This is a genomic window from Janthinobacterium sp. NFX145, from assembly GCF_049810325.1.
GTDB lineage: Bacteria > Pseudomonadota > Gammaproteobacteria > Burkholderiales > Burkholderiaceae_D > Janthinobacterium > Janthinobacterium rivuli.
Genome location: NZ_CP187360.1, coordinates 5867162 through 5884431, shown reverse-complemented (window position 1 = coordinate 5884431; position 17270 = coordinate 5867162). Strand labels below are relative to the sequence as shown.

Annotated in this window: 29 protein-coding genes; 28 read left to right on the top strand and 1 reads right to left on the bottom strand. The window is 57.2% G+C overall.

The features are described 5' to 3' along the window. Positions 1 to 71: 71 nt before the first annotated feature. Together rpsJ and ACPJXG_RS26440 are read left to right on the top strand one after the other, a co-directional pair. Positions 72 to 389 (top strand): 30S ribosomal protein S10, encoded by a 318-nt coding sequence (gene rpsJ, locus ACPJXG_RS26445; protein ID WP_010394389.1) that lies wholly within the window; start codon positions 72 to 74, stop codon positions 387 to 389. A 154-nt stretch (positions 390 to 543) separates the two neighbouring features. Beyond that, positions 544 to 1389 carry a DUF817 domain-containing protein gene (locus ACPJXG_RS26440; RefSeq protein WP_425252782.1) on the top strand — a complete coding sequence of 282 codons (846 nt, stop codon included), beginning with the start codon at positions 544 to 546 and terminating at the stop codon, positions 1387 to 1389. A gap of 19 nt (positions 1390 to 1408) precedes the next feature. On the opposite strand, the gene ACPJXG_RS26435 is transcribed toward ACPJXG_RS26440, so the two are convergent. After that, complete coding sequence (locus tag ACPJXG_RS26435) at positions 1409 to 1957, bottom strand: tetratricopeptide repeat protein (RefSeq protein ID WP_425252781.1); 549 nt, start codon at positions 1955 to 1957, stop codon at positions 1409 to 1411. A gap of 165 nt (positions 1958 to 2122) precedes the next feature. Between ACPJXG_RS26435 and creB the strand changes: the two genes are divergently transcribed. The 26 genes from creB to secY all read left to right on the top strand — a co-directional run bounded on the left by creB (position 2123) and on the right by secY (position 17260). Then, positions 2123 to 2854: a two-component system response regulator CreB gene (gene creB / locus ACPJXG_RS26430; protein WP_425252780.1), complete on the top strand. Its 732-nt coding sequence runs from the start codon at positions 2123 to 2125 to the stop codon at positions 2852 to 2854. Then, a complete protein-coding gene (creC, locus tag ACPJXG_RS26425; protein ID WP_425252779.1) occupies positions 2851 to 4272 on the top strand; it encodes a two-component system sensor histidine kinase CreC in 1422 nt (473 codons plus the stop codon). The genes creB and creC overlap by 4 nt, the downstream gene beginning before the upstream one ends. 86 nt (positions 4273 to 4358) lie before the next feature. Beyond that, entirely contained in the window at positions 4359 to 5750 is a 1392-nt protein-coding gene (creD, locus tag ACPJXG_RS26420; RefSeq protein ID WP_176387682.1) for a cell envelope integrity protein CreD, read from the top strand. Between the two features lie 242 nt (positions 5751 to 5992). Then, entirely contained in the window at positions 5993 to 6181 is a 189-nt protein-coding gene (locus tag ACPJXG_RS26415) for a hypothetical protein (RefSeq protein WP_099378435.1), read from the top strand. A gap of 67 nt (positions 6182 to 6248) precedes the next feature. Continuing rightward, on the top strand, positions 6249 to 6437 hold the full coding sequence (locus tag ACPJXG_RS26410) for a hypothetical protein (protein ID WP_035824017.1): 189 nt from the start codon (positions 6249 to 6251) through the stop codon (positions 6435 to 6437). Between the two features lie 380 nt (positions 6438 to 6817). Next, a complete protein-coding gene (rplC, locus tag ACPJXG_RS26405) occupies positions 6818 to 7474 on the top strand; it encodes a 50S ribosomal protein L3 (protein ID WP_010394393.1) in 657 nt (218 codons plus the stop codon). 3 nt (positions 7475 to 7477) lie between these two features. After that, a complete protein-coding gene (rplD, locus tag ACPJXG_RS26400; protein ID WP_034753197.1) occupies positions 7478 to 8098 on the top strand; it encodes a 50S ribosomal protein L4 in 621 nt (206 codons plus the stop codon). Then, the gene (gene rplW / locus ACPJXG_RS26395; RefSeq protein WP_010394398.1) at positions 8095 to 8412 is read left to right on the top strand and encodes a 50S ribosomal protein L23; all 318 of its coding nucleotides are present in this window, start codon (positions 8095 to 8097) and stop codon (positions 8410 to 8412) included. Before rplD ends, rplW begins: the two co-directional genes overlap by 4 nt. Then, positions 8412 to 9239, top strand: a complete 828-nt coding sequence (rplB, locus tag ACPJXG_RS26390) for a 50S ribosomal protein L2 (RefSeq protein ID WP_034753198.1) — start codon at positions 8412 to 8414, stop codon at positions 9237 to 9239. Before rplW ends, rplB begins: the two co-directional genes overlap by 1 nt. A 10-nt stretch (positions 9240 to 9249) precedes the next feature. After that, a complete protein-coding gene (gene rpsS / locus ACPJXG_RS26385) occupies positions 9250 to 9525 on the top strand; it encodes a 30S ribosomal protein S19 (protein ID WP_008444295.1) in 276 nt (91 codons plus the stop codon). Further along, entirely contained in the window at positions 9522 to 9854 is a 333-nt protein-coding gene (rplV, locus tag ACPJXG_RS26380) for a 50S ribosomal protein L22 (protein ID WP_170840583.1), read from the top strand. The genes rpsS and rplV overlap by 4 nt, the downstream gene beginning before the upstream one ends. A 9-nt stretch (positions 9855 to 9863) precedes the next feature. Continuing rightward, on the top strand, positions 9864 to 10688 hold the full coding sequence (rpsC, locus tag ACPJXG_RS26375) for a 30S ribosomal protein S3 (protein WP_034753199.1): 825 nt from the start codon (positions 9864 to 9866) through the stop codon (positions 10686 to 10688). 2 nt (positions 10689 to 10690) lie between these two features. Continuing rightward, positions 10691 to 11110, top strand: coding sequence for a 50S ribosomal protein L16 (gene rplP / locus ACPJXG_RS26370; protein WP_034753201.1), 420 nt, complete (start codon positions 10691 to 10693; stop codon positions 11108 to 11110). Between the two features lie 12 nt (positions 11111 to 11122). Beyond that, on the top strand, positions 11123 to 11314 hold the full coding sequence (gene rpmC, locus ACPJXG_RS26365; protein ID WP_010394412.1) for a 50S ribosomal protein L29: 192 nt from the start codon (positions 11123 to 11125) through the stop codon (positions 11312 to 11314). Continuing rightward, positions 11311 to 11583: a 30S ribosomal protein S17 gene (gene rpsQ, locus ACPJXG_RS26360; protein WP_010394415.1), complete on the top strand. Its 273-nt coding sequence runs from the start codon at positions 11311 to 11313 to the stop codon at positions 11581 to 11583. The genes rpmC and rpsQ overlap by 4 nt, the downstream gene beginning before the upstream one ends. Before the next feature lie 253 nt (positions 11584 to 11836). Further along, complete coding sequence (rplN, locus tag ACPJXG_RS26355; RefSeq protein ID WP_008444317.1) at positions 11837 to 12205, top strand: 50S ribosomal protein L14; 369 nt, start codon at positions 11837 to 11839, stop codon at positions 12203 to 12205. 9 nt (positions 12206 to 12214) lie between these two features. Next, positions 12215 to 12529 carry a 50S ribosomal protein L24 gene (gene rplX, locus ACPJXG_RS26350; RefSeq protein WP_034753204.1) on the top strand — a complete coding sequence of 105 codons (315 nt, stop codon included), beginning with the start codon at positions 12215 to 12217 and terminating at the stop codon, positions 12527 to 12529. Positions 12530 to 12535: 6 nt separating this feature from the next. After that, a complete protein-coding gene (rplE, locus tag ACPJXG_RS26345; RefSeq protein WP_010394421.1) occupies positions 12536 to 13075 on the top strand; it encodes a 50S ribosomal protein L5 in 540 nt (179 codons plus the stop codon). A gap of 2 nt (positions 13076 to 13077) precedes the next feature. Further along, entirely contained in the window at positions 13078 to 13383 is a 306-nt protein-coding gene (gene rpsN, locus ACPJXG_RS26340; protein ID WP_010394423.1) for a 30S ribosomal protein S14, read from the top strand. A 14-nt stretch (positions 13384 to 13397) separates the two neighbouring features. Then, positions 13398 to 13793, top strand: a complete 396-nt coding sequence (gene rpsH, locus ACPJXG_RS26335) for a 30S ribosomal protein S8 (RefSeq protein ID WP_034753208.1) — start codon at positions 13398 to 13400, stop codon at positions 13791 to 13793. A gap of 10 nt (positions 13794 to 13803) precedes the next feature. Continuing rightward, the gene (gene rplF, locus ACPJXG_RS26330; protein WP_034778281.1) at positions 13804 to 14337 is read left to right on the top strand and encodes a 50S ribosomal protein L6; all 534 of its coding nucleotides are present in this window, start codon (positions 13804 to 13806) and stop codon (positions 14335 to 14337) included. Between the two features lie 13 nt (positions 14338 to 14350). Further along, the gene (gene rplR, locus ACPJXG_RS26325; protein WP_010394431.1) at positions 14351 to 14713 is read left to right on the top strand and encodes a 50S ribosomal protein L18; all 363 of its coding nucleotides are present in this window, start codon (positions 14351 to 14353) and stop codon (positions 14711 to 14713) included. A 9-nt stretch (positions 14714 to 14722) separates the two neighbouring features. Then, on the top strand, positions 14723 to 15241 hold the full coding sequence (gene rpsE / locus ACPJXG_RS26320; protein WP_010394433.1) for a 30S ribosomal protein S5: 519 nt from the start codon (positions 14723 to 14725) through the stop codon (positions 15239 to 15241). Positions 15242 to 15251: 10 nt separating this feature from the next. Beyond that, positions 15252 to 15431: a 50S ribosomal protein L30 gene (gene rpmD / locus ACPJXG_RS26315; protein ID WP_010394435.1), complete on the top strand. Its 180-nt coding sequence runs from the start codon at positions 15252 to 15254 to the stop codon at positions 15429 to 15431. A gap of 30 nt (positions 15432 to 15461) precedes the next feature. Next, positions 15462 to 15893: a 50S ribosomal protein L15 gene (rplO, locus tag ACPJXG_RS26310; RefSeq protein WP_034753211.1), complete on the top strand. Its 432-nt coding sequence runs from the start codon at positions 15462 to 15464 to the stop codon at positions 15891 to 15893. 32 nt (positions 15894 to 15925) lie between these two features. Then, on the top strand, positions 15926 to 17260 hold the full coding sequence (gene secY, locus ACPJXG_RS26305) for a preprotein translocase subunit SecY (protein WP_010394438.1): 1335 nt from the start codon (positions 15926 to 15928) through the stop codon (positions 17258 to 17260). Positions 17261 to 17270 lie beyond the last annotated feature (10 nt).

The window sequence follows — 17270 nt, the reverse complement described above, 5'->3', positions numbered from 1 at the left end:
GTTGCGTCAGAAATTCCCGTATGACCTCATTGCCGTGCAGACCGCGCGGTTCGTTCTTTTAAGGAAATATCATGTCGGCACCAAACCAAAAAATCCGTATCCGCCTGAAGGCTTTCGATTACAAACTGATCGACCAGTCCGCTCTGGAAATCGTTGAAACCGCGAAGCGCACCGGCGCTGTCGTCAAAGGCCCAGTACCACTGCCTACCCGTATTCAGCGTTTCGACGTGCTGCGTTCCCCGCACGTCAACAAAACTTCGCGCGATCAGTTCGAGATCCGTACGCACCAACGCCTGATGGACATCGTTGACCCAACGGACAAAACCGTTGACGCGCTGATGAAGCTGGACCTGCCAGCTGGTGTTGATGTCGAAATCAAACTGCAATAATTGTCTTTAAGCAGGCCGGCGGGGTGTCCCGCTGCCTGATGATGGGGCCGGGCCTGCTCACGATCGTGAGTGCGCCCGGCCCCATTGCTATTGGTGCCAGCGCATCTCTGCAAAATCGCTTTACAGTGCCGCAACTGGACGATAAAGTTGCCGCATGCTTAATGCCCTCGATAACCACCTGTTAAATGCAGCTCCCCGTGAGCGCCTGCGCGGCTGGCCGCGTTTCCTGACCGAATTTTTGTATTTCGGCATCAAGGAGGCGAGGTCGTGCCTGTTCGTGGGGCTGTTTTTCGCTGCCGTGTTCCTGGTGCCGCGCGCCGACCTGTTCGGCCTGCCGCGCTATGACGTGCTGCTGCTGGTGGCGCTGGCGATCCAGGGCGCGATGCTGTGGAGCGGGCTGGAAACGTGGGATGAATTGAAAGCCATCTGCCTGTTTCATGCGGTCGGCTTCGCGCTGGAAGTGTTCAAGGTGTCGGGGACGATCCAGTCGTGGAGCTATCCCGACTTCGCCTACACCAAGGTGTTTGGCGTGCCCCTGTTTTCCGGCTTCATGTATGCGGCCGTCGGCAGCTACATCATCCAAACCTGGCGCCTGCTCGACATGCGGATCCGCCACCATCCGCCATACTGGATGGCGGTGCTGATCGCGCTGCTGATTTACGCCAACTTCTTTACTCACCACTACATCGGCGACTATCGCTGGTACCTGGCCGCCTGCGCGCTGGGCCTGTACGCGCGCACCAGCGTGGTGTTCCGTCCGCTCGACCGCGACCGCAGCATGCCCTTGCTGCTCGGTTTCGTGCTGGTCGGCTTCTTCATCTGGCTGGCTGAAAACATCAGCACCTTCTGGGGCGTGTGGCGCTATCCGAACCAGCTTGGCGCCTGGTCGGTCGTGCATGTCAGCAAATGGAGCTCATGGTCGCTGCTGGTGGTGATGACGTTCACCATCGTGGCCCACCTCAAGCACATCAAGGCCAGCATCCACGTCGCCCAGCCCTAGGCCGGGCCCCGCGAGTCGCTTATTGCAGGCTGGCCGCGACGGCTTCAAAGCGCGCGCCCAGTGCCGCCTGCGGACCGCCTTGCAACTGCTTCGCGTACTGGCGCAGCACTTGCGCCGAATACGTGCGCGAGGCGGGCGACAGCTTCGGCAACAGCGGCAGCACACGTTCCAGATAGCCCGTGCCTTCCTGCCATTTGCCTTGCGCTGCCAGGGCCGACGCCAGTTCCACCATGCGCCGGCCGACGCGCGCGTCGCTGCGCGGCTGCGCCGCTTCTTCCGTGGCCAGCGCTTGCCGGTACAACTGCTCCGCTTCCGCATTCTTGCCCTGCAAACGCTTGATGCGGCCCAGGTTGTACTGGCGCTGCGAGAGGACGTCCGCGCTGGCCCCGGCTTGCTCGGCGCTGCGCAGCGCCTGTACGCAAGCCAGTTCCGCTTCGCCAAACTGGCCTTTGAGTTCGGCCGCGTTGCAGGCGTCGTGCTGATCATTGGAGGTGGTGAGCGTCGCTGGCGCCGCGCAGGCGGCCAGCAGGCTGACGGCGCATAGCAGGCTGATGGTATGGGTCTTCATAGTCTCCTCGGACGGGTGTCAAACACGGTGTATCGGTGGAGTCATGCCGTAATAAATATACTATAAGTTTTTTGGGATGGGCGGCTTTTTGCCAGCGCACGCGATTGACGCCGCTCGCGTGCTTCAGGGATACTCCGGGCTTGTCCATTAATGCGTGCCGCCGCCATGTCCAAGACTGTCCTGATCGTGGAAGATGAACAGGCGATTGCCGACAGCATCGCCTATGCCTTGCGCACGGACGGCTTTACGCCGCGCCATGTGATGCTGGGCGAGCACGCCCTGGCCGCGTTGCGTCCAACGCCCGGCGAAGCCGCGCAGATGCCCGTTCTCGTGGTGCTCGACGTGGGCTTGCCCGACATGAGCGGGCTGGATGTGTGCCGCCGGCTGCGCCAGTTTTCCGAGGTGCCGGTGATCTTCCTGACGGCCCGCAGCGACGAGATCGACCGCATCGTCGGCCTGGAAATCGGCGCCGACGATTACGTCACGAAGCCGTTTTCGCCGCGCGAACTGGTGGCGCGCATCCGCGTCATCCTGCGCCGCGCCGGTGTCGCGCAAGCTCCACGCGAGACTGGCATGACGATAGCCGCGCCGGCCGCCGCGGCCGCGCCGGCGCGCTTTGAACTGCGCGCGCTGGAGGCGAAAGTGCTCTTTCACGGCCAGCCGCTGGACCTGACCCGCTATGAATACCTGTTGCTGAAAACCCTGCTCGAGCATCCAGGCCACGTGCTGTCGCGCGCGCAGCTGATGGAGCGCGTGTGGAGCGGGGCGCCCGATACGCTTGAGCGCACCGTCGACGCGCACGTCAAATCGCTGCGCGCCAAGCTGCGCGGCATCGATGCGCAGGTCGACCCCATCCAGACCCACCGTGGCCTCGGCTACAGCCTGGCCGGCGCATGAAGATCGGCCTGCGCATCCTGCTCGGCTACTTCCTGATCGTCGGGCTGGCCGCATGGTTCCTGCTGAATGTCTTCATGGAACAGGTCAAGCCGGGCGTGCGCTCGACCCTGGAAGACACCCTGGTCGACACTTCGCAGCTGCTGGCCAGCCTGGTGGCGCCCGACCTGAAGACGGGCACGCTGGCGCAGTCGCCCGTGGCCGAACGCATGCAGGATTACGCGCGCCATGGCGTGGACGTGAATATCAATGGCGTGCGCAAGCGCACCCTCGATTACCGCATCTATATTACGGACCGGCACGGCATCGTGCTGTTCGATTCCAGCGGGCGCGACGTGGGGCGCGACTATTCGCGCTGGAATGACGTGTACCTGACCTTGCAGGGCAAGTATGGCGCGCGCAGCACGCGCAGCCGGCCTGACGACGAGATGTCGACCGTGATGCACGTGGCCGCGCCGATTCGCGACGGCAATGAGGTGATCGGCGTGCTGACGGTGGCCAAGCCGAACGCCAGCGTGCAAGCGTTTGTCGAGCGCAGCCAGCGCAAGATATTGCAGCGCGGCGCCATCCTGTTGCTGCTGTCGCTGCTGATCGGCCTGGCATTTGCCTGGTGGCTGCACCATGCGCTGGGCAAGCTGATGCATTACATCGGCGACGTGGAAGCGGGGCGCAAGGTGGCGCTGCCGGCGCTGGGAAAGAACGAGATCGGCACTCTGGGGCGGGCGCTCGAGGCGATGCGCACGCGCCTGGAAGGCAAGGAATACGTGGAGCAGCTGATGCACACCCTGGCGCACGAATTGAAAAGCCCGATCGCCGCCATCCAGGCCTCGGCCGAGCTGCTGCAGGAAGACATGCCGCCGGCCGAGCGCCGCCAGTTTCTCGCCAGCATCCTGGAACAGAATGCGCGCCAGCGGCAGCTGATCGACAAGCTGCTGGCCCTCGTGCGCGTGGAAAAACAGCAGCGCCTCGATCATCCCGAGCGCATCGCGCTGGGGCCATTGCTGGCGCAAGTGGAGCAGGATGCGGCCGCCACCCTGGCGGCGCGCGGCGTGCGCCTGCAGGTGCAACACGACGAGGCGAGCGTGGCGGGCGACCCTCTGCTGCTGCGCCAGGCGCTGGGCAATTTGCTCGACAACGCGGCCGGCTTTGCGCCACCGGGCAGTTGCATTGACCTGACGGCGCGGCGCCTGGGTAGCCAGGTGGAAATTGCCGTGCGCGACCGCGGCGCGGGCATCCCCGCGTATGCGCTGGAACGCGTCTTCGAGCGTTTCTATTCCCTGCCGCGCCCGAGCGCCGGCAAGAGCACGGGCCTGGGCCTGCCCTTCGTGCGCGAGGTGGCCTCGCTGCATGGCGGCACGGTCGAGGTGCTCAATCATGCGGAGGGCGGCGCCTGCGCGCGCCTGTGTCTGCCGCTAGCCTAGCGCACTTTATTTGTCCGCTTCACACGGACTGCATCGTCAGCGCACACAGCTTTTTTACACTGGCCGCCTTACTTCAAGGATGCGCCATGCAAAAAACTCTGTTAGTCAAAGCGTTGATCGTGTTCGGCCTGATGCTGCTGATCGGCCTGCCTTTGCTGATGATTCAGGAAACGATCAAGGAGCGGATGGAATTCCGCCAGGAAGCCGTCAACAGCATCGCCGCCGATTCGGTGCGCGAACAAACCATCATCGGTCCCATCCTCGTGATCCCGTATGTGGAGCAATATGACGAGCGGGTCGAGATCGCCGTCGACAAGGAGCAGAAAGGCAGCGTGCCGGCGCAGACGCAGGTGCAGCGCCGCGTCATGCAGCGCCGCTTGCTGGTGTACCCGAACCTCTTGCTGCAGGAAGGCACCATCGAGACCGACCGCCGCTACCGTGGCATCCACCAGGTGCTGGTGTACAGCGGCCAGCATGCGTTCAAGGGCGACTTCACGGTGCCCAGTCTTGAGCAGTTGCCGCGCAAGACGCCGGACGCGCGCGTGACCCTGGGCGAGCCGTTTGTTGCCTTGTCCATCGAGGACGTGCGCGGCATCCGTAACATCCCGAAAATCGACTGGGGCGGGCGCCAGATCGAATTCGAACAGGGCACCGACCTGTTTGCCTTCCGCAGCGGCCTGCATGCACCCCTGGGCGCCATGCCGCTGGCGCAAGCGCAGCAGGTGAAATTCAGTTTTGACCTGGGACTGGACGGCATCGAACGCCAGCATTTCGTGCCGGTGGCGAAAAACAGCCAGATCAGCATCAAGTCGAACTGGCCCCATCCGCAGTTTGGCGGGCGCTTCCTGCCGTCGCCGAAACACCGCCAGATCAATGCCGATGGCTTTCAGGTCGAATGGAATATCTCGTCGCTGGCCAGCAATGCGCAAACGCAGCTGAGCACGATCGAGGGCGAGTTCAAGGTGCCCGACAGCGCACCGCTGGGCCAGGTGGACCGTTTCAGCGTCGGCTTCATCGAGCCGATCAATGTGTATTCGCAGTCGGACCGGGCCACCAAGTATGGCTTGCTGTTTGTGGCGCTGACGTTTGCCGCCTTCTTCATCTTCGAGATCCTGAAGAGTCTGCCGATCCATCCCGTGCAATATCTGCTGGTGGGCCTGTCGCTGGTGATCTTCTTCCTGCTGCTGGTGGGCCTGGCCGAGCATATCGCTTTCCTGGCCGCTTACCTGATCGCCAGCGCCGCCTGTATCGCGCTGACCAGTTTTTACCTGGCGCATGTATTGCACAACGCCTGGCGCGGCATAGGCTTCGGCGTGGCGCTGACCATGCTGTATGGCGCCCTGTACGGATTGCTGAACTCGGAAAACAATGCGCTGGTAATGGGCAGCATCCTGCTGTTCGCCGTCCTGGCCGCCATCATGGTGGCGACGCGCAAGGTTGACTGGTATCAGATTGGCAAAGGAGCGCCGCAGGAATAGGGGCCATCCGGGCGCCATGCGCCTCCGCATTTGCAGCCAGCCGTGACGGTGATGTGTCCTGGCTGGCTTTTTATTTGGCCGGAACGAAGGTGGCACAATAATTGGTAGTTGGTTGGTATTGTTTACGGTATTTTATTGGCATTGCTTTTTAAGTAATGGCGGCGCCGCGGCGCCTGCCCGGGGCGGTGCGAGGATGGCGTGTCGTCCTGGTTGTTGTTCCATCTGATAAACGGAGATGAAATATGATCAAGAAGACGATGGCTTTCCTGTTTGCGCTGGGCCTGAGCGCCTCGTATGCATTTGCCGCCGGCGATGTCACGCAGTGCTATAGCGAGTGCGGGCAGAAGGTGGCCAATTGCCGGGCGCACCTCGGTGGCAGCCCCATCTGCGAGGACTTGTACGAGCATTGTCTGGCCAATTGCCAGAAGTAAGCACCTGCTCCCGGCAGCTTGCCTGGGTACGCTTTGATTCCTGAAAAAAACACAATTGGAGACATGCATGTACAAGAAAATCGCGGTATTCCTGTTTGCCATCGGCTGCAGCGCCTCGTATGCCATGGCTGGCAATGATTGCACGCTGGAGTGCGCCATCCGGGCCAATACGTGCTCGGGCGGCATGCCCGGTTCGGCCTCGAGCCCGATTTGCGAGATGGTCTACCAGCATTGCATCGAGCAGTGCAAGGTCTGAGCTGAGTCGCCCTCCGCCCGGCGCCAGGCCTGATACAGGAGGGCAGGATGGAGGAGGGCAAGGGGCGCGTACGCCGTGTACGCGCCCTTGTTGTTTCCGCGGCTGCCACTGACTTGCCGCCGGTGGCGCCCGGTGCGGCAGGCCGCATGCCGCCGTGCTTTGCTGCCGTTAAATTGCCTTGCGGCAGCGTTTTTCAGGCGCGCCGACAACTCCCGCAGGGGCGTCTTGCAACACTTTGACATACCTCGTGTTAACTTGTTGCGTCAAGGGTTTTTGTGCTATATACTAGCCGGCTTCGGTATGGATTCGTCTTTTTTGAGTCCTACGTTACTTTGTAGTTAAACAAGCCCCGCCCAATCGCAGGTGGGAATGGAGAAAAAATGAGCCTAGGCCTTCTCGGTCGCAAGGTTGGTATGATGCGCATTTTCACGGATGAAGGGGATTCGATTCCTGTCACCGTGTTGGACGTATCGAACAACCGTGTTGCGCAAATCAAAACCCCTGAAACAGATGGTTACTCCGCTGTTCAGGTCGCATTCGGTCAACGTCGCGCTTCCCGCGTGACCAAAGCTGTTGCTGGTCATCACGCTAAAGCTGGTGTTGAAGCCGGTACTCTGTTGAAAGAGTTCCGTGTCGACGCTGCCAAAGCCGCTGAACTGAAAGCTGGCGATGTTGTCGCTGCTTCCCTGTTCGAAGTCGGTCAAAAGATCGACGTGCAAGGCGTTACCATCGGTAAAGGCTATGCAGGCGTTATCAAACGTTACCACTTCGCTTCTGGCCGTGCAACGCACGGTAACTCGCGTTCGCACAACGTTCCAGGTTCCATCGGTATGGCACAAGATCCAGGTCGCGTTTTCCCTGGTAAGCGCATGACCGGTCATCTGGGTGACGTTAACCGTACGATCCAGAACCTCGTGATCGCCCGTATCGATGCCGACCGTCAGCTGTTGCTGGTCAAAGGCGCGATTCCAGGTGCGAAAAATGGCCAGGTAGTTGTCTCGCCAGCCATCAAAACCAAAGCCAAGAAGGGAGCTTAAACGATGGAACTCAAGCTTCTGAATGCGCAAGGTCAAGCCGCCTCGAACGTTGCTGCAGCCGATACGATTTTCGGCCGTGACTACAATGAAGCGCTGATCCACCAAGTCGTCATCGCTTATCAAGCGAATGCACGTAGTGGTAACCGCAAGCAAAAAGACCGTGAAGAAGTTCACCACACGACGAAAAAGCCATGGCGCCAAAAAGGTACCGGCCGCGCTCGTGCTGGTATGTCGTCGTCGCCACTGTGGCGCGGCGGTGGTCGGATTTTCCCGAACTCGCCTGACGAAAACTTCACCCACAAAGTGAACAAAAAGATGTATCGCGCAGGTATCTGCTCGATCCTGTCGCAGCTGGCCCGCGAAGAGCGCCTGATCGTCATCGACGATCTGACGATCGACGCGCCAAAAACCAAGCTGCTGTCGCAAAAATTGAACGGCCTGGGCTTTGATTCGGTTCTGATCATCACCGACGTTCTGAACGAAAACCTGGAACTGGCATCGCGCAACCTGCCTAACGTACTCGTCGTTGAGCCACGTCACGCAGACCCGATGTCCCTGGTGTTCTACAAGAAGATCCTGGTCACCAAAGCTGCATTGGCCAAGATTGAGGAGATGCTGGCATGAGCGCGATTTTGAAACATAGCGAAGAACGCTTGATGAAGGTGCTGTTGGCGCCCGTGATTTCCGAAAAGGCCACCATGGTCGCGGAAAAGAACGAGCAAATTGTATTCCGCGTACTGCCGGATGCAACCAAGCCTGAAATCAAGGCAGCGGTCGAACTGCTGTTCAAGGTTGAAGTTCTGTCCGTGCAAACTGCAAACCGCGAAGGTAAGCAAAAGCGCACCGGCAAGTTCAACGGTCGTCGTAACCATACCAAGCGTGCTTTCGTGTGCCTGAAGCCTGGCCAGGAAATCAACTTCTCCGAGGAGGCTGCATAATGGCACTCGTTAAGATGAAACCAACCTCGCCAGGCCGTCGCGGCATGGTGAAGGTGGTGAATGCCGACCTGTACAAAGGTCGTCCATTCGCTGCCCTGGTTGAAAAGAAATCCAAGACCGCTGGTCGTAACAACAACGGTCACATCACCACCCGTCATATCGGTGGTGGTCATAAGCAACACTACCGCTTGATCGACTTCAAGCGCACCAAAGATGGTATTCCAGCGAAAGTGGAACGTATCGAATACGATCCAAACCGCACCGCGAATATCGCTCTGCTGTGCTACGCCGACGGCGAACGTCACTACATCATCGCAACCAAAGGCATGGCCGTTGGCGACAGCGTGATGAACGGTTCGGAAGCACCGATCAAATCGGGTAACTGCTTGCCAATCCGTAACATCCCAGTCGGTACCGTGATGCATTGCGTCGAAATGCTGCCAGGTAAAGGTGCCCAAATGGCACGTACCGCCGGCGCTGGCGTTGTGCTGATGGCACGTGAAGGTACCTACGCTCAAGTGCGTCTGCGCTCGGGTGAAGTACGTCGCGTGCACATCGAGTGCCGTGCAACGGTTGGTGAAGTCGGCAATGCCGAGCACAGCCTGCGTAAAATCGGTAAAGCTGGTGCGATGCGCTGGCGCGGTGTTCGTCCTACCGTTCGCGGTGTGGTCATGAACCCGGTCGATCACCCGCACGGTGGTGGTGAAGGTAAAACAGCAGCTGGTCGTCATCCAGTTTCGCCATGGGGCCAACAGACCAAGGGTAAGAAAACACGCAGCAACAAGCGTACGACTTCCATGATCGTCTCGCGCCGCGGCAAGAAATAAGGGGTAGCACATGACACGTTCATTGAAAAAAGGGCCGTTCTGTGACGCCCACCTGGTGAAAAAAGTTGAAGCCGCGCAAGCAGCCAAAGACAAAAAGCCAATCAAAACCTGGTCGCGTCGTTCGACAATCATGCCTGACTTCATCGGCCTGACGATCGCGGTTCATAACGGCAAGCTGCACGTGCCGGTTTATGTTTCCGAAAACATGGTTGGTCACAAGCTCGGCGAATTCGCACTGACCCGTACGTTCAAGGGCCATGCAGCTGACAAAAAGGCTAAGAAATAATGGAAACTAAAGCTATCCTCAAAGGTGTGCGCCTGTCGGACCAAAAGGGCCGCCTGGTTGCTGACCTGATCCGTGGCAAGAAAGTTGACGCTGCACTCAACATCTTGCAATTCAGCCCGAAAAAAGGTGCTGCGATCATCAAGCGTGTTCTGGAATCGGCAATCGCCAATGCGGAACACAATGATGGCGCGGACATCGACGAATTGTTCGTGAAAACGATCTACGTCGAAAAGGGCCCGGTCCTGAAGCGCTTCACCGCGCGTGCAAAAGGCCGTGGCGACCGTATTTCGAAACAATCCTGTCACGTTTACGTGACTGTCGGTAACTAAGGAGCCACGATGGGTCAGAAAATTCATCCAACCGGTTTCCGTCTGGCGGTCACCCGTAACTGGGCTTCGCGCTGGTATGCAGGCAACGGTAATTTCGCTGCCATGCTGAACGAAGACTTGAAAGCACGTGCTTACCTGAAAAAGAAACTGAAGAACGCTTCCGTTGGCCGCATCGTTATCGAGCGCCCAGCCAAGAACGCGCGCTTCACGATCTACAGCTCGCGTCCAGGCGTGGTCATTGGTAAAAAAGGCGAAGACATCGAAGTACTGAAGTCGGCGCTGACCAAGATCATGGGCGTACCTGTTCACGTGAACATCGAAGAAATTCGCAAGCCAGAAATCGATTCGCAACTGATCGCCGATTCGATCGCTCAGCAGCTGGAAAAACGGATCATGTTCCGCCGCGCCATGAAGCGTGCAATGCAAAATGCAATGCGCCTGGGTGCTCTCGGTATCAAGATCATGTCGTCCGGCCGTCTGAACGGTATCGAAATCGCGCGTAAAGAGTGGTACCGCGAAGGCCGCGTGCCTCTGCATACCCTGCGCGCCGATATCGACTACGGTACCAGCGAAGCGTCGACCACCTACGGCATCATCGGTGTCAAGGTGTGGGTATACAAAGGTGACCGCGCGCCTAACGGCGATGCACCAGTCATCGATACCCCAGCTGACGAGAAGAAAAGCCGCGGCCCACGCCGTGACGATGGCAAGCCAGCTGGCCGTCCACGTCCAGCCGGTGCCGGTGCGAAACCATCCACAGCACCAGGTGCACGTGTGCGTACCGCCGCTAAACCGGCCGCCGCAGCAGCACCAGCTGAGAAAGCAGGAGAATAATCATGCTGCAACCAGCACGCAGAAAGTATCGTAAAGAGCAGAAAGGCCGTAATACCGGTATTTCGCACAGCCGCGGCACCGCCGTGTCGTTTGGCGAATTCGGTCTGAAGGCAGTTGCGCGCGGTCGTATCACTGCGCGTCAAATTGAAGCGGCGCGTCGTGCAATGACGCGTCACATCAAGCGCGGTGGCCGTATCTGGATCCGTATTTTCCCGGACAAACCGATTTCGAACAAACCGGCTGAAGTCCGTATGGGTAACGGTAAAGGTAATCCTGAGTACTACGTCGCTGAAATTCAGCCAGGCAAAGTACTGTACGAAATGGATGGCGTTGATGAAGCGCTGGCACGGGAAGCATTCCGTCTTGCCGCCGCTAAACTGCCACTGGCGACGACGTTTGTCATCCGCCAAGTCGGCCAATAATTGGAGTTGTATATGAAAGCATCTGAACTCCGCGGCAAGGACCAGCCAGCTCTGCAAAAAGAGCTGAATGACCTGTTGAAGGCACAGTTCGGCCTGCGCATGCAAATCGCTACGCAGCAGCTGAGCAACACTTCGCAGCTCAAGAAGGTACGCCGCGATATCGCGCGTGTGAAGACGGTAATGAATCTGAAGGAAGCCAAATGAACGAACCAGTGAAACAGTCGCTCAAGCGCACGCTGATCGGTAAAGTGGTTTCGGACAAGATGGACAAGACCGTTACCGTTCTGATCGAGCGCCACGTAAAACATCCTTTGTATGGCAAGATCATCATGCGCTCGAACAAGTATCACGCGCATGACGAGACCAACCAAGTCAAGGCCGGTGACACGGTCGAGATCCAGGAAGGTCGCCCGATCTCCAAAACGAAGGCATGGACGGTGACACGTGTGGTTCAAGCCGCACCAACCGTTTAAATAAAAACCACCGTTTCGGCGGTGGCTTTTAATTAGTACTTGCAGGCCCGCAAATTGTATGTAATACTTGCGGGCTTCGTTCATGTAACGCCGCAAAGTGTCTGGCCACAGACAGTAGCATTCGCGGTCAGTTGATGTATGAAGGTCATGCACCCAAACAGTGAAGCCCAGCAGGGCGGCTCTGGCGGGACCAAGACTGACCGTGGGTCTACATTGTGTGGATTCTTCGGCTTAAGTTGGGAAAGAGAATACTATGATTCAAACTGAAAGCCGGCTCGAAGTGGCTGACAATACCGGTGCCAAAGAAGTAATGTGCATCAAGGTATTGGGCGGCTCCAAGCGCCGTTATGCTGGCATTGGCGATGTGATCAAGGTAACCGTTAAGGTTGCTGCGCCACGTGGCCGTGTCAAAAAAGGTGAAATTTATAACGCCGTGGTTGTGCGCACCGCTAAAGGTGTTCGCCGCCAAGACGGTTCCCTGGTGAAGTTCGACGGCAATGCCGCCGTTCTGTTGAACGCCAAGCTGGAACCGATCGGTACCCGTATTTTTGGACCTGTCACACGCGAACTGCGTACTGAGAAGTTCATGAAAATCGTGTCCCTGGCACCGGAAGTCCTGTAAGGAGTCGTAATGGATAAGATTCGTAAAAACGACGAAGTCATCGTTCTGACCGGGAAAGACAAGGGCAAACGTGGTGTGGTACAGCAGCGTATCGATGCTGAACATATCGTGGTTGACGGCATTAACATCGCTAAAAAAGCGACTAAGCCAAACCCGATGACTGGCGTAACTGGTGGTATCGTCGATAAGACCATGCCAATTCACGTGTCCAACGTTGCATTGTTTAATGCAGCGACTGGCAAGGCAGATCGCGTGGGTTTCAAAGAAGTGGACGGCAAGAAAGTTCGCATCTTTAAATCCTCCGGCGAAGTAGTGAAGGCTTAAGAAATCATGGCACGTCTCCAAGAATTCTATAAAGAAAAAGTCGTTGCCGACCTGACCAGCAAGTTTGGTTACAAGTCGGTAATGGAAGTTCCACGCCTGACCAAGATCACCCTGAACATGGGTGTTGGTGAGGCTATCGCGGATAAAAAAGTTCTCGAGCACGCAGTTGCTGACTTGACCAAGATCGCCGGCCAGAAGCCAGTGACCACCAAGTCCCGCAAAGCGATCGCAGGCTTCAAAATCCGTGAAGGTTACCCGATCGGTACGATGGTCACCCTGCGCGGCGCTCGCATGTACGAGTTCCTGGATCGCTTCATTACCGTGGCTCTGCCGCGCGTACGCGATTTCCGTGGTGTGAACGGCCGTGCATTTGATGGTCGTGGCAACTACAACATCGGTGTCAAGGAACAGATCATTTTCCCTGAAATCGAATACGACAAGATTGACGCGTTGCGCGGTATGAATATCAGCATCACGACAACCGCTAAGACCGATGACGAAGCCAAAGCTTTGCTCGCCGCCTTTAAATTCCCTTTCAGGAACTGATCATGGCCAAACTGTCACTGATTAATCGTGAGATCAAGCGTGCTGACCTGGTGGCGAAATTCGCCCCTAAGCGCGAAGCTCTCAAGGCCATCGTCGATGACCAATCGAAATCGGAAGAAGAGCGCTACGAAGCTCGCCTGAAACTGCAGGCGCTGCCACGTAACTCGAACCCGACGCGTCAACGTAACCGTTGCGCCATCACTGGTCGTCCGCGCGGCACATTCCGTAAATTCGGTCTGGGTCGTATCAAGCTCCGTGAATTCGCCATGCGTGGTGAAATTCCGGGTATGACAAAAGCAAGCTGGTAATAGGAGAATATGCAATGAGTATGAGCGATCCTATCGCCGATATGCTGACCCGCATTCGCAATGCACAAGGCGTGCAAAAGACGACCGTGGCCATGCCATCGTCGAAAGTCAAAATTGCGATTGCCAGCGTCCTGAAGGACGAGGGTTACATTGAAGATTTCGCTGTTGCCGAAGCTGGTGGCAAAGCGGAACTGAAAATCGGTTTGAAGTATTATGTTGGCCGTCCCGTCATTGAGCGCTTGGAGCGCGTGTCCCGTCCGGGTCTGCGCGTCTACAAGGGTAAAGACGAGATCCCTGTTGTGATGAATGGCTTGGGTGTGGCGATCGTGTCGACTCCGCAAGGCGTCATGACTGACCGCAAAGCACGCGCTACCGGTGTCGGCGGCGAAGTTATTTGCTACGTGGCTTAAGGAGTTACACATGTCTCGAGTAGCTAAAATGCCTATCGTAGTGCCAGCTGGCGCCGAAGTCGCCATCTCCGCACAAGCGATCACCGTAAAAGGCCCGCTGGGCGTACTTTCCCAGGCCCTCACCGGCCAGGTCAAAGTGGAAAACAATGCAGGAACCCTGAGTTTCGACGTGGCGAACGACAGCCGCGAAGCCAATGCCATGTCCGGCACGCTGCGCGCACTGGTCAACAACATGGTTGTTGGCGTCACCAAGGGTTTCGAGAAAAAGCTGAACCTGGTAGGCGTGGGTTACAAGGCGCAAGCTCAAGGCGACAAGCTGAATCTGTCCCTGGGTTTCTCGCACCCTGTAGTGCATGACATGCCAGCTGGCGTTACCTGCGCAACACCAACCCCGACCGAGATCCTGATTAAAGGTATCGACCGTCAACAGGTTGGCCAGGTAGCCGCTGAAGTTCGTGCTTACCGCGCTCCTGAGCCTTATAAAGGCAAGGGCGTTCGCTATGCGGACGAAGTGGTTAAGCTTAAAGAAACCAAGAAGAAGTAATTAGGGGCTGACGATGGATAAGAAAGAATCACGGCTTCGCCGCGGACGCCAAACCCGCATCAAGATTGCGGAATTGAAAGTAAATCGCTTGTCGGTGCATCGCACCAACCTGCACATTTACGCCAACCTGATCAGCCCGGATGCTAAAGTCCTGGTTTCGGCCTCGACGGCTGAAGCGGAAGTTCGCGCTGAACTGGCAGGCCAATCCGGCAAAGGCGGCAATGCCGCTGCTGCAGCCTTGATCGGCAAGCGCGTCGCTGAAAAAGCGTTGAAAGCAGGGATTACCGAAGTTGCGTTTGACCGCTCCGGTTTCCGTTACCACGGCCGTGTGAAAGCGTTGGCAGAAGCCGCACGCGAAGCCGGTCTGAAGTTCTAAGGATCAATCATGGCAAAAATGCAAGCAAAAATGCAAAGCGACAAGCCGGATGATGGCATGCGCGAAAAAATGATCGCGATCAACCGCGTGACCAAAGTGGTCAAGGGTGGTCGTATCATGGGTTTCGCCGCGCTGACCGTAGTTGGTGATGGCGATGGCCGCGTCGGCATGGGCAAGGGCAAATCGAAAGAAGTGCCAGTTGGCGTGCAGAAGGCAATGGAAGAAGCCCGTCGCAACCTGATCAAAGTACCGCTCAAAAACGGCACCTTGCATCACACGGTTGTTGGTCGTCACGGCGCCTCCAAGGTCCTGATGAACCCAGCTAAGCCTGGTACTGGCGTTATCGCTGGTGGCGCAATGCGCGCTATCTTCGAAGTGATGGGCGTGACGGACGTGGTGGCGAAATCCACCGGTTCGAACAACCCATACAACCTGGTACGCGCTACGCTGGACGGCCTGTCGAAAATGAGCACTGCTTCCGATATCGCTGCCAAGCGCGGCAAGTCGGTCGAAGACATTCTGGCTTAAGGTGGACAAAATGACAAACACAGTCAAAGTGCAATTGGTCAAGGGCTTGATCGGTACGCGCGAATCGCATCGCGCTACCGTGCGCGGTCTGGGTCTGCGTCGTGTAAATTCGGTTTCCGAATTGCAAGACACCCCATCCGTACGCGGCATGATCAATAAAGTATCGTATCTCGTTAAAGTTGTCGGGTAAGCCTTCGGGCTTACACGAACGGAGCAAATCATGGAATTGAATACTATTGCACCAGCCGAAGGCGCTAAGCACTACAAGCGTCGCGTCGGTCGCGGTATCGGCTCCGGCCTGGGTAAAACCTCGGGTCGTGGTCACAAAGGTCAGAAATCGCGTTCGGGCGGCTTTCATAAAGTCGGTTTCGAAGGCGGTCAGATGCCTCTGCAACGCCGTCTGCCTAAGCGCGGTTTCAAATCGATGCACGCAACCTTCAAAGCTGAAGTGCGCCTGTCCGATCTGAACAACCTGGCTGTTGGCGATGTCGACATTCTGGTCTTGAAGCAAGCTGGCGTTCTGGGCGTGTTGGCCCGTGACGTGCGCGTGATCTTGTCCGGCGAAATCACCAAAGCGGTGAATTTGAAGGGCTTGAAAGTGTCCGCTGGCGCGAAAGCAGCCATCGAAGCAGCCGGCGGCTCGGTAGCCTGAGTTGACCGCTAACAGCTTGATCGGAGCGAAAATTGGCGACTAATCCACAACTTGCTAAAAGTGCAGCGGCCGGTTTCCCTTGGGGACGGCTCTGGTTTTTGCTTGGCGCATTGGTGGTTTATCGTATCGGTGCTCACGTCCCGGTTCCCGGGATTGACCCGACACAATTAGCCTCGCTGTTCAAGGAGCACGAAGGCGGCGTCCTGGGCATGTTCAACATGTTCTCGGGCGGTGCCTTGTCTCGTTTTACAGTGTTTGCGCTGGGTATCATGCCTTATATCTCGGCCTCGATCATCATGCAATTGCTGTCGATCGTGTCACCGCAGATGGAAGCGTTGAAAAAAGAAGGCGAAGCAGGTCGTCGCAAGATCACCCAGTACACCCGGTATTTCACGGTTGCCCTGGCACTGTTCCAAGCGTTAGGCATTGCAGTCGCACTGGAGTCGCAAGCTGGTCTGGTGTTGGAACCTGGTCTTGCATTCCGCTTCGTGACGGTCGTCACTTTGTTGACCGGAACAATGTTTTTGATGTGGTTGGGTGAGCAAATTACCGAGCGTGGCTTGGGGAATGGCATCTCGATCATCATTTTTGCCGGGATTGCAGCAGGTCTGCCGTCGGCGTTGGGTGGCTTGTTCACTCAAGTGTCGAATGGTTCGATCGGCAGCTTCAGCGCGATTTTCATCGTGATCCTGGTAGCACTGGTAACGTACTTCGTCGTATTCGTCGAACGTGGTCAGCGCAAAATATTGGTCAACTACGCGAAGCGCCAGGTAGGCAACAAGATTTATGGCGGTCAAACCAGCCATTTGCCGTTGAAGCTGAACATGGCCGGCGTGATCCCGCCGATCTTTGCTTCTTCGATCATCTTGTTCCCGGCCACTATCGTGGACTGGTTTTCAAAGGGCGCCGACAACGCTAACCCTGCGGTGCGGTTCTTGAAAGATTTGGCAGCATCGATGGGGCCTGGTGAGCCTATCCATGCGCTGTTGTACGCAGTGGCGATCGTGTTTTTCTGTTTCTTCTATACAGCGCTGGTCTTTAACAGCAAGGAAACAGCGGATAACTTGAAGAAAAGCGGTGCGTTCATTCCCGGGATCCGTCCAGGCGAGCAGACAGCCCGTTACATCGACAAGATCCTGACACGCTTGACACTTGCCGGCGCAGTCTACATCACCCTGGTGTGTTTATTGCCGGAATTTATGCAAGCCCAGTGGAAAGTACCATTCTATTTCGGCGGTACTTCTTTATTGATTATTGTAGTTGTCACCATGGATTTCATGGCGCAAGTACAGAACTACGTGATGTCGCAGCAATATGATTCGCTGCTGCGCAAAGCAAATTTCAAGGGCGGAATTCCGACGCGTTAAGCGCGGTAAA

Coding starts and splice junctions, on each gene's coding strand:
- rpsJ (WP_010394389.1), top strand. CDS start 72: ATGTCGGCACCAAACCAAAAAATCCGTATCCGCCTGAAGGCTTTCGAT.
- ACPJXG_RS26440 (WP_425252782.1), top strand. CDS start 544: ATGCTTAATGCCCTCGATAACCACCTGTTAAATGCAGCTCCCCGTGAG.
- ACPJXG_RS26435 (WP_425252781.1), bottom strand. CDS start 1,957: ATGAAGACCCATACCATCAGCCTGCTATGCGCCGTCAGCCTGCTGGCC.
- creB (WP_425252780.1), top strand. CDS start 2,123: ATGTCCAAGACTGTCCTGATCGTGGAAGATGAACAGGCGATTGCCGAC.
- creC (WP_425252779.1), top strand. CDS start 2,851: ATGAAGATCGGCCTGCGCATCCTGCTCGGCTACTTCCTGATCGTCGGG.
- creD (WP_176387682.1), top strand. CDS start 4,359: ATGCAAAAAACTCTGTTAGTCAAAGCGTTGATCGTGTTCGGCCTGATG.
- ACPJXG_RS26415 (WP_099378435.1), top strand. CDS start 5,993: ATGATCAAGAAGACGATGGCTTTCCTGTTTGCGCTGGGCCTGAGCGCC.
- ACPJXG_RS26410 (WP_035824017.1), top strand. CDS start 6,249: ATGTACAAGAAAATCGCGGTATTCCTGTTTGCCATCGGCTGCAGCGCC.
- rplC (WP_010394393.1), top strand. CDS start 6,818: ATGAGCCTAGGCCTTCTCGGTCGCAAGGTTGGTATGATGCGCATTTTC.
- rplD (WP_034753197.1), top strand. CDS start 7,478: ATGGAACTCAAGCTTCTGAATGCGCAAGGTCAAGCCGCCTCGAACGTT.
- rplW (WP_010394398.1), top strand. CDS start 8,095: ATGAGCGCGATTTTGAAACATAGCGAAGAACGCTTGATGAAGGTGCTG.
- rplB (WP_034753198.1), top strand. CDS start 8,412: ATGGCACTCGTTAAGATGAAACCAACCTCGCCAGGCCGTCGCGGCATG.
- rpsS (WP_008444295.1), top strand. CDS start 9,250: ATGACACGTTCATTGAAAAAAGGGCCGTTCTGTGACGCCCACCTGGTG.
- rpsC (WP_034753199.1), top strand. CDS start 9,864: ATGGGTCAGAAAATTCATCCAACCGGTTTCCGTCTGGCGGTCACCCGT.
- rplP (WP_034753201.1), top strand. CDS start 10,691: ATGCTGCAACCAGCACGCAGAAAGTATCGTAAAGAGCAGAAAGGCCGT.
- rpmC (WP_010394412.1), top strand. CDS start 11,123: ATGAAAGCATCTGAACTCCGCGGCAAGGACCAGCCAGCTCTGCAAAAA.
- rpsQ (WP_010394415.1), top strand. CDS start 11,311: ATGAACGAACCAGTGAAACAGTCGCTCAAGCGCACGCTGATCGGTAAA.
- rplN (WP_008444317.1), top strand. CDS start 11,837: ATGATTCAAACTGAAAGCCGGCTCGAAGTGGCTGACAATACCGGTGCC.
- rplX (WP_034753204.1), top strand. CDS start 12,215: ATGGATAAGATTCGTAAAAACGACGAAGTCATCGTTCTGACCGGGAAA.
- rplE (WP_010394421.1), top strand. CDS start 12,536: ATGGCACGTCTCCAAGAATTCTATAAAGAAAAAGTCGTTGCCGACCTG.
- rpsN (WP_010394423.1), top strand. CDS start 13,078: ATGGCCAAACTGTCACTGATTAATCGTGAGATCAAGCGTGCTGACCTG.
- rpsH (WP_034753208.1), top strand. CDS start 13,398: ATGAGTATGAGCGATCCTATCGCCGATATGCTGACCCGCATTCGCAAT.
- rplF (WP_034778281.1), top strand. CDS start 13,804: ATGTCTCGAGTAGCTAAAATGCCTATCGTAGTGCCAGCTGGCGCCGAA.
- rplR (WP_010394431.1), top strand. CDS start 14,351: ATGGATAAGAAAGAATCACGGCTTCGCCGCGGACGCCAAACCCGCATC.
- rpsE (WP_010394433.1), top strand. CDS start 14,723: ATGGCAAAAATGCAAGCAAAAATGCAAAGCGACAAGCCGGATGATGGC.
- rpmD (WP_010394435.1), top strand. CDS start 15,252: ATGACAAACACAGTCAAAGTGCAATTGGTCAAGGGCTTGATCGGTACG.
- rplO (WP_034753211.1), top strand. CDS start 15,462: ATGGAATTGAATACTATTGCACCAGCCGAAGGCGCTAAGCACTACAAG.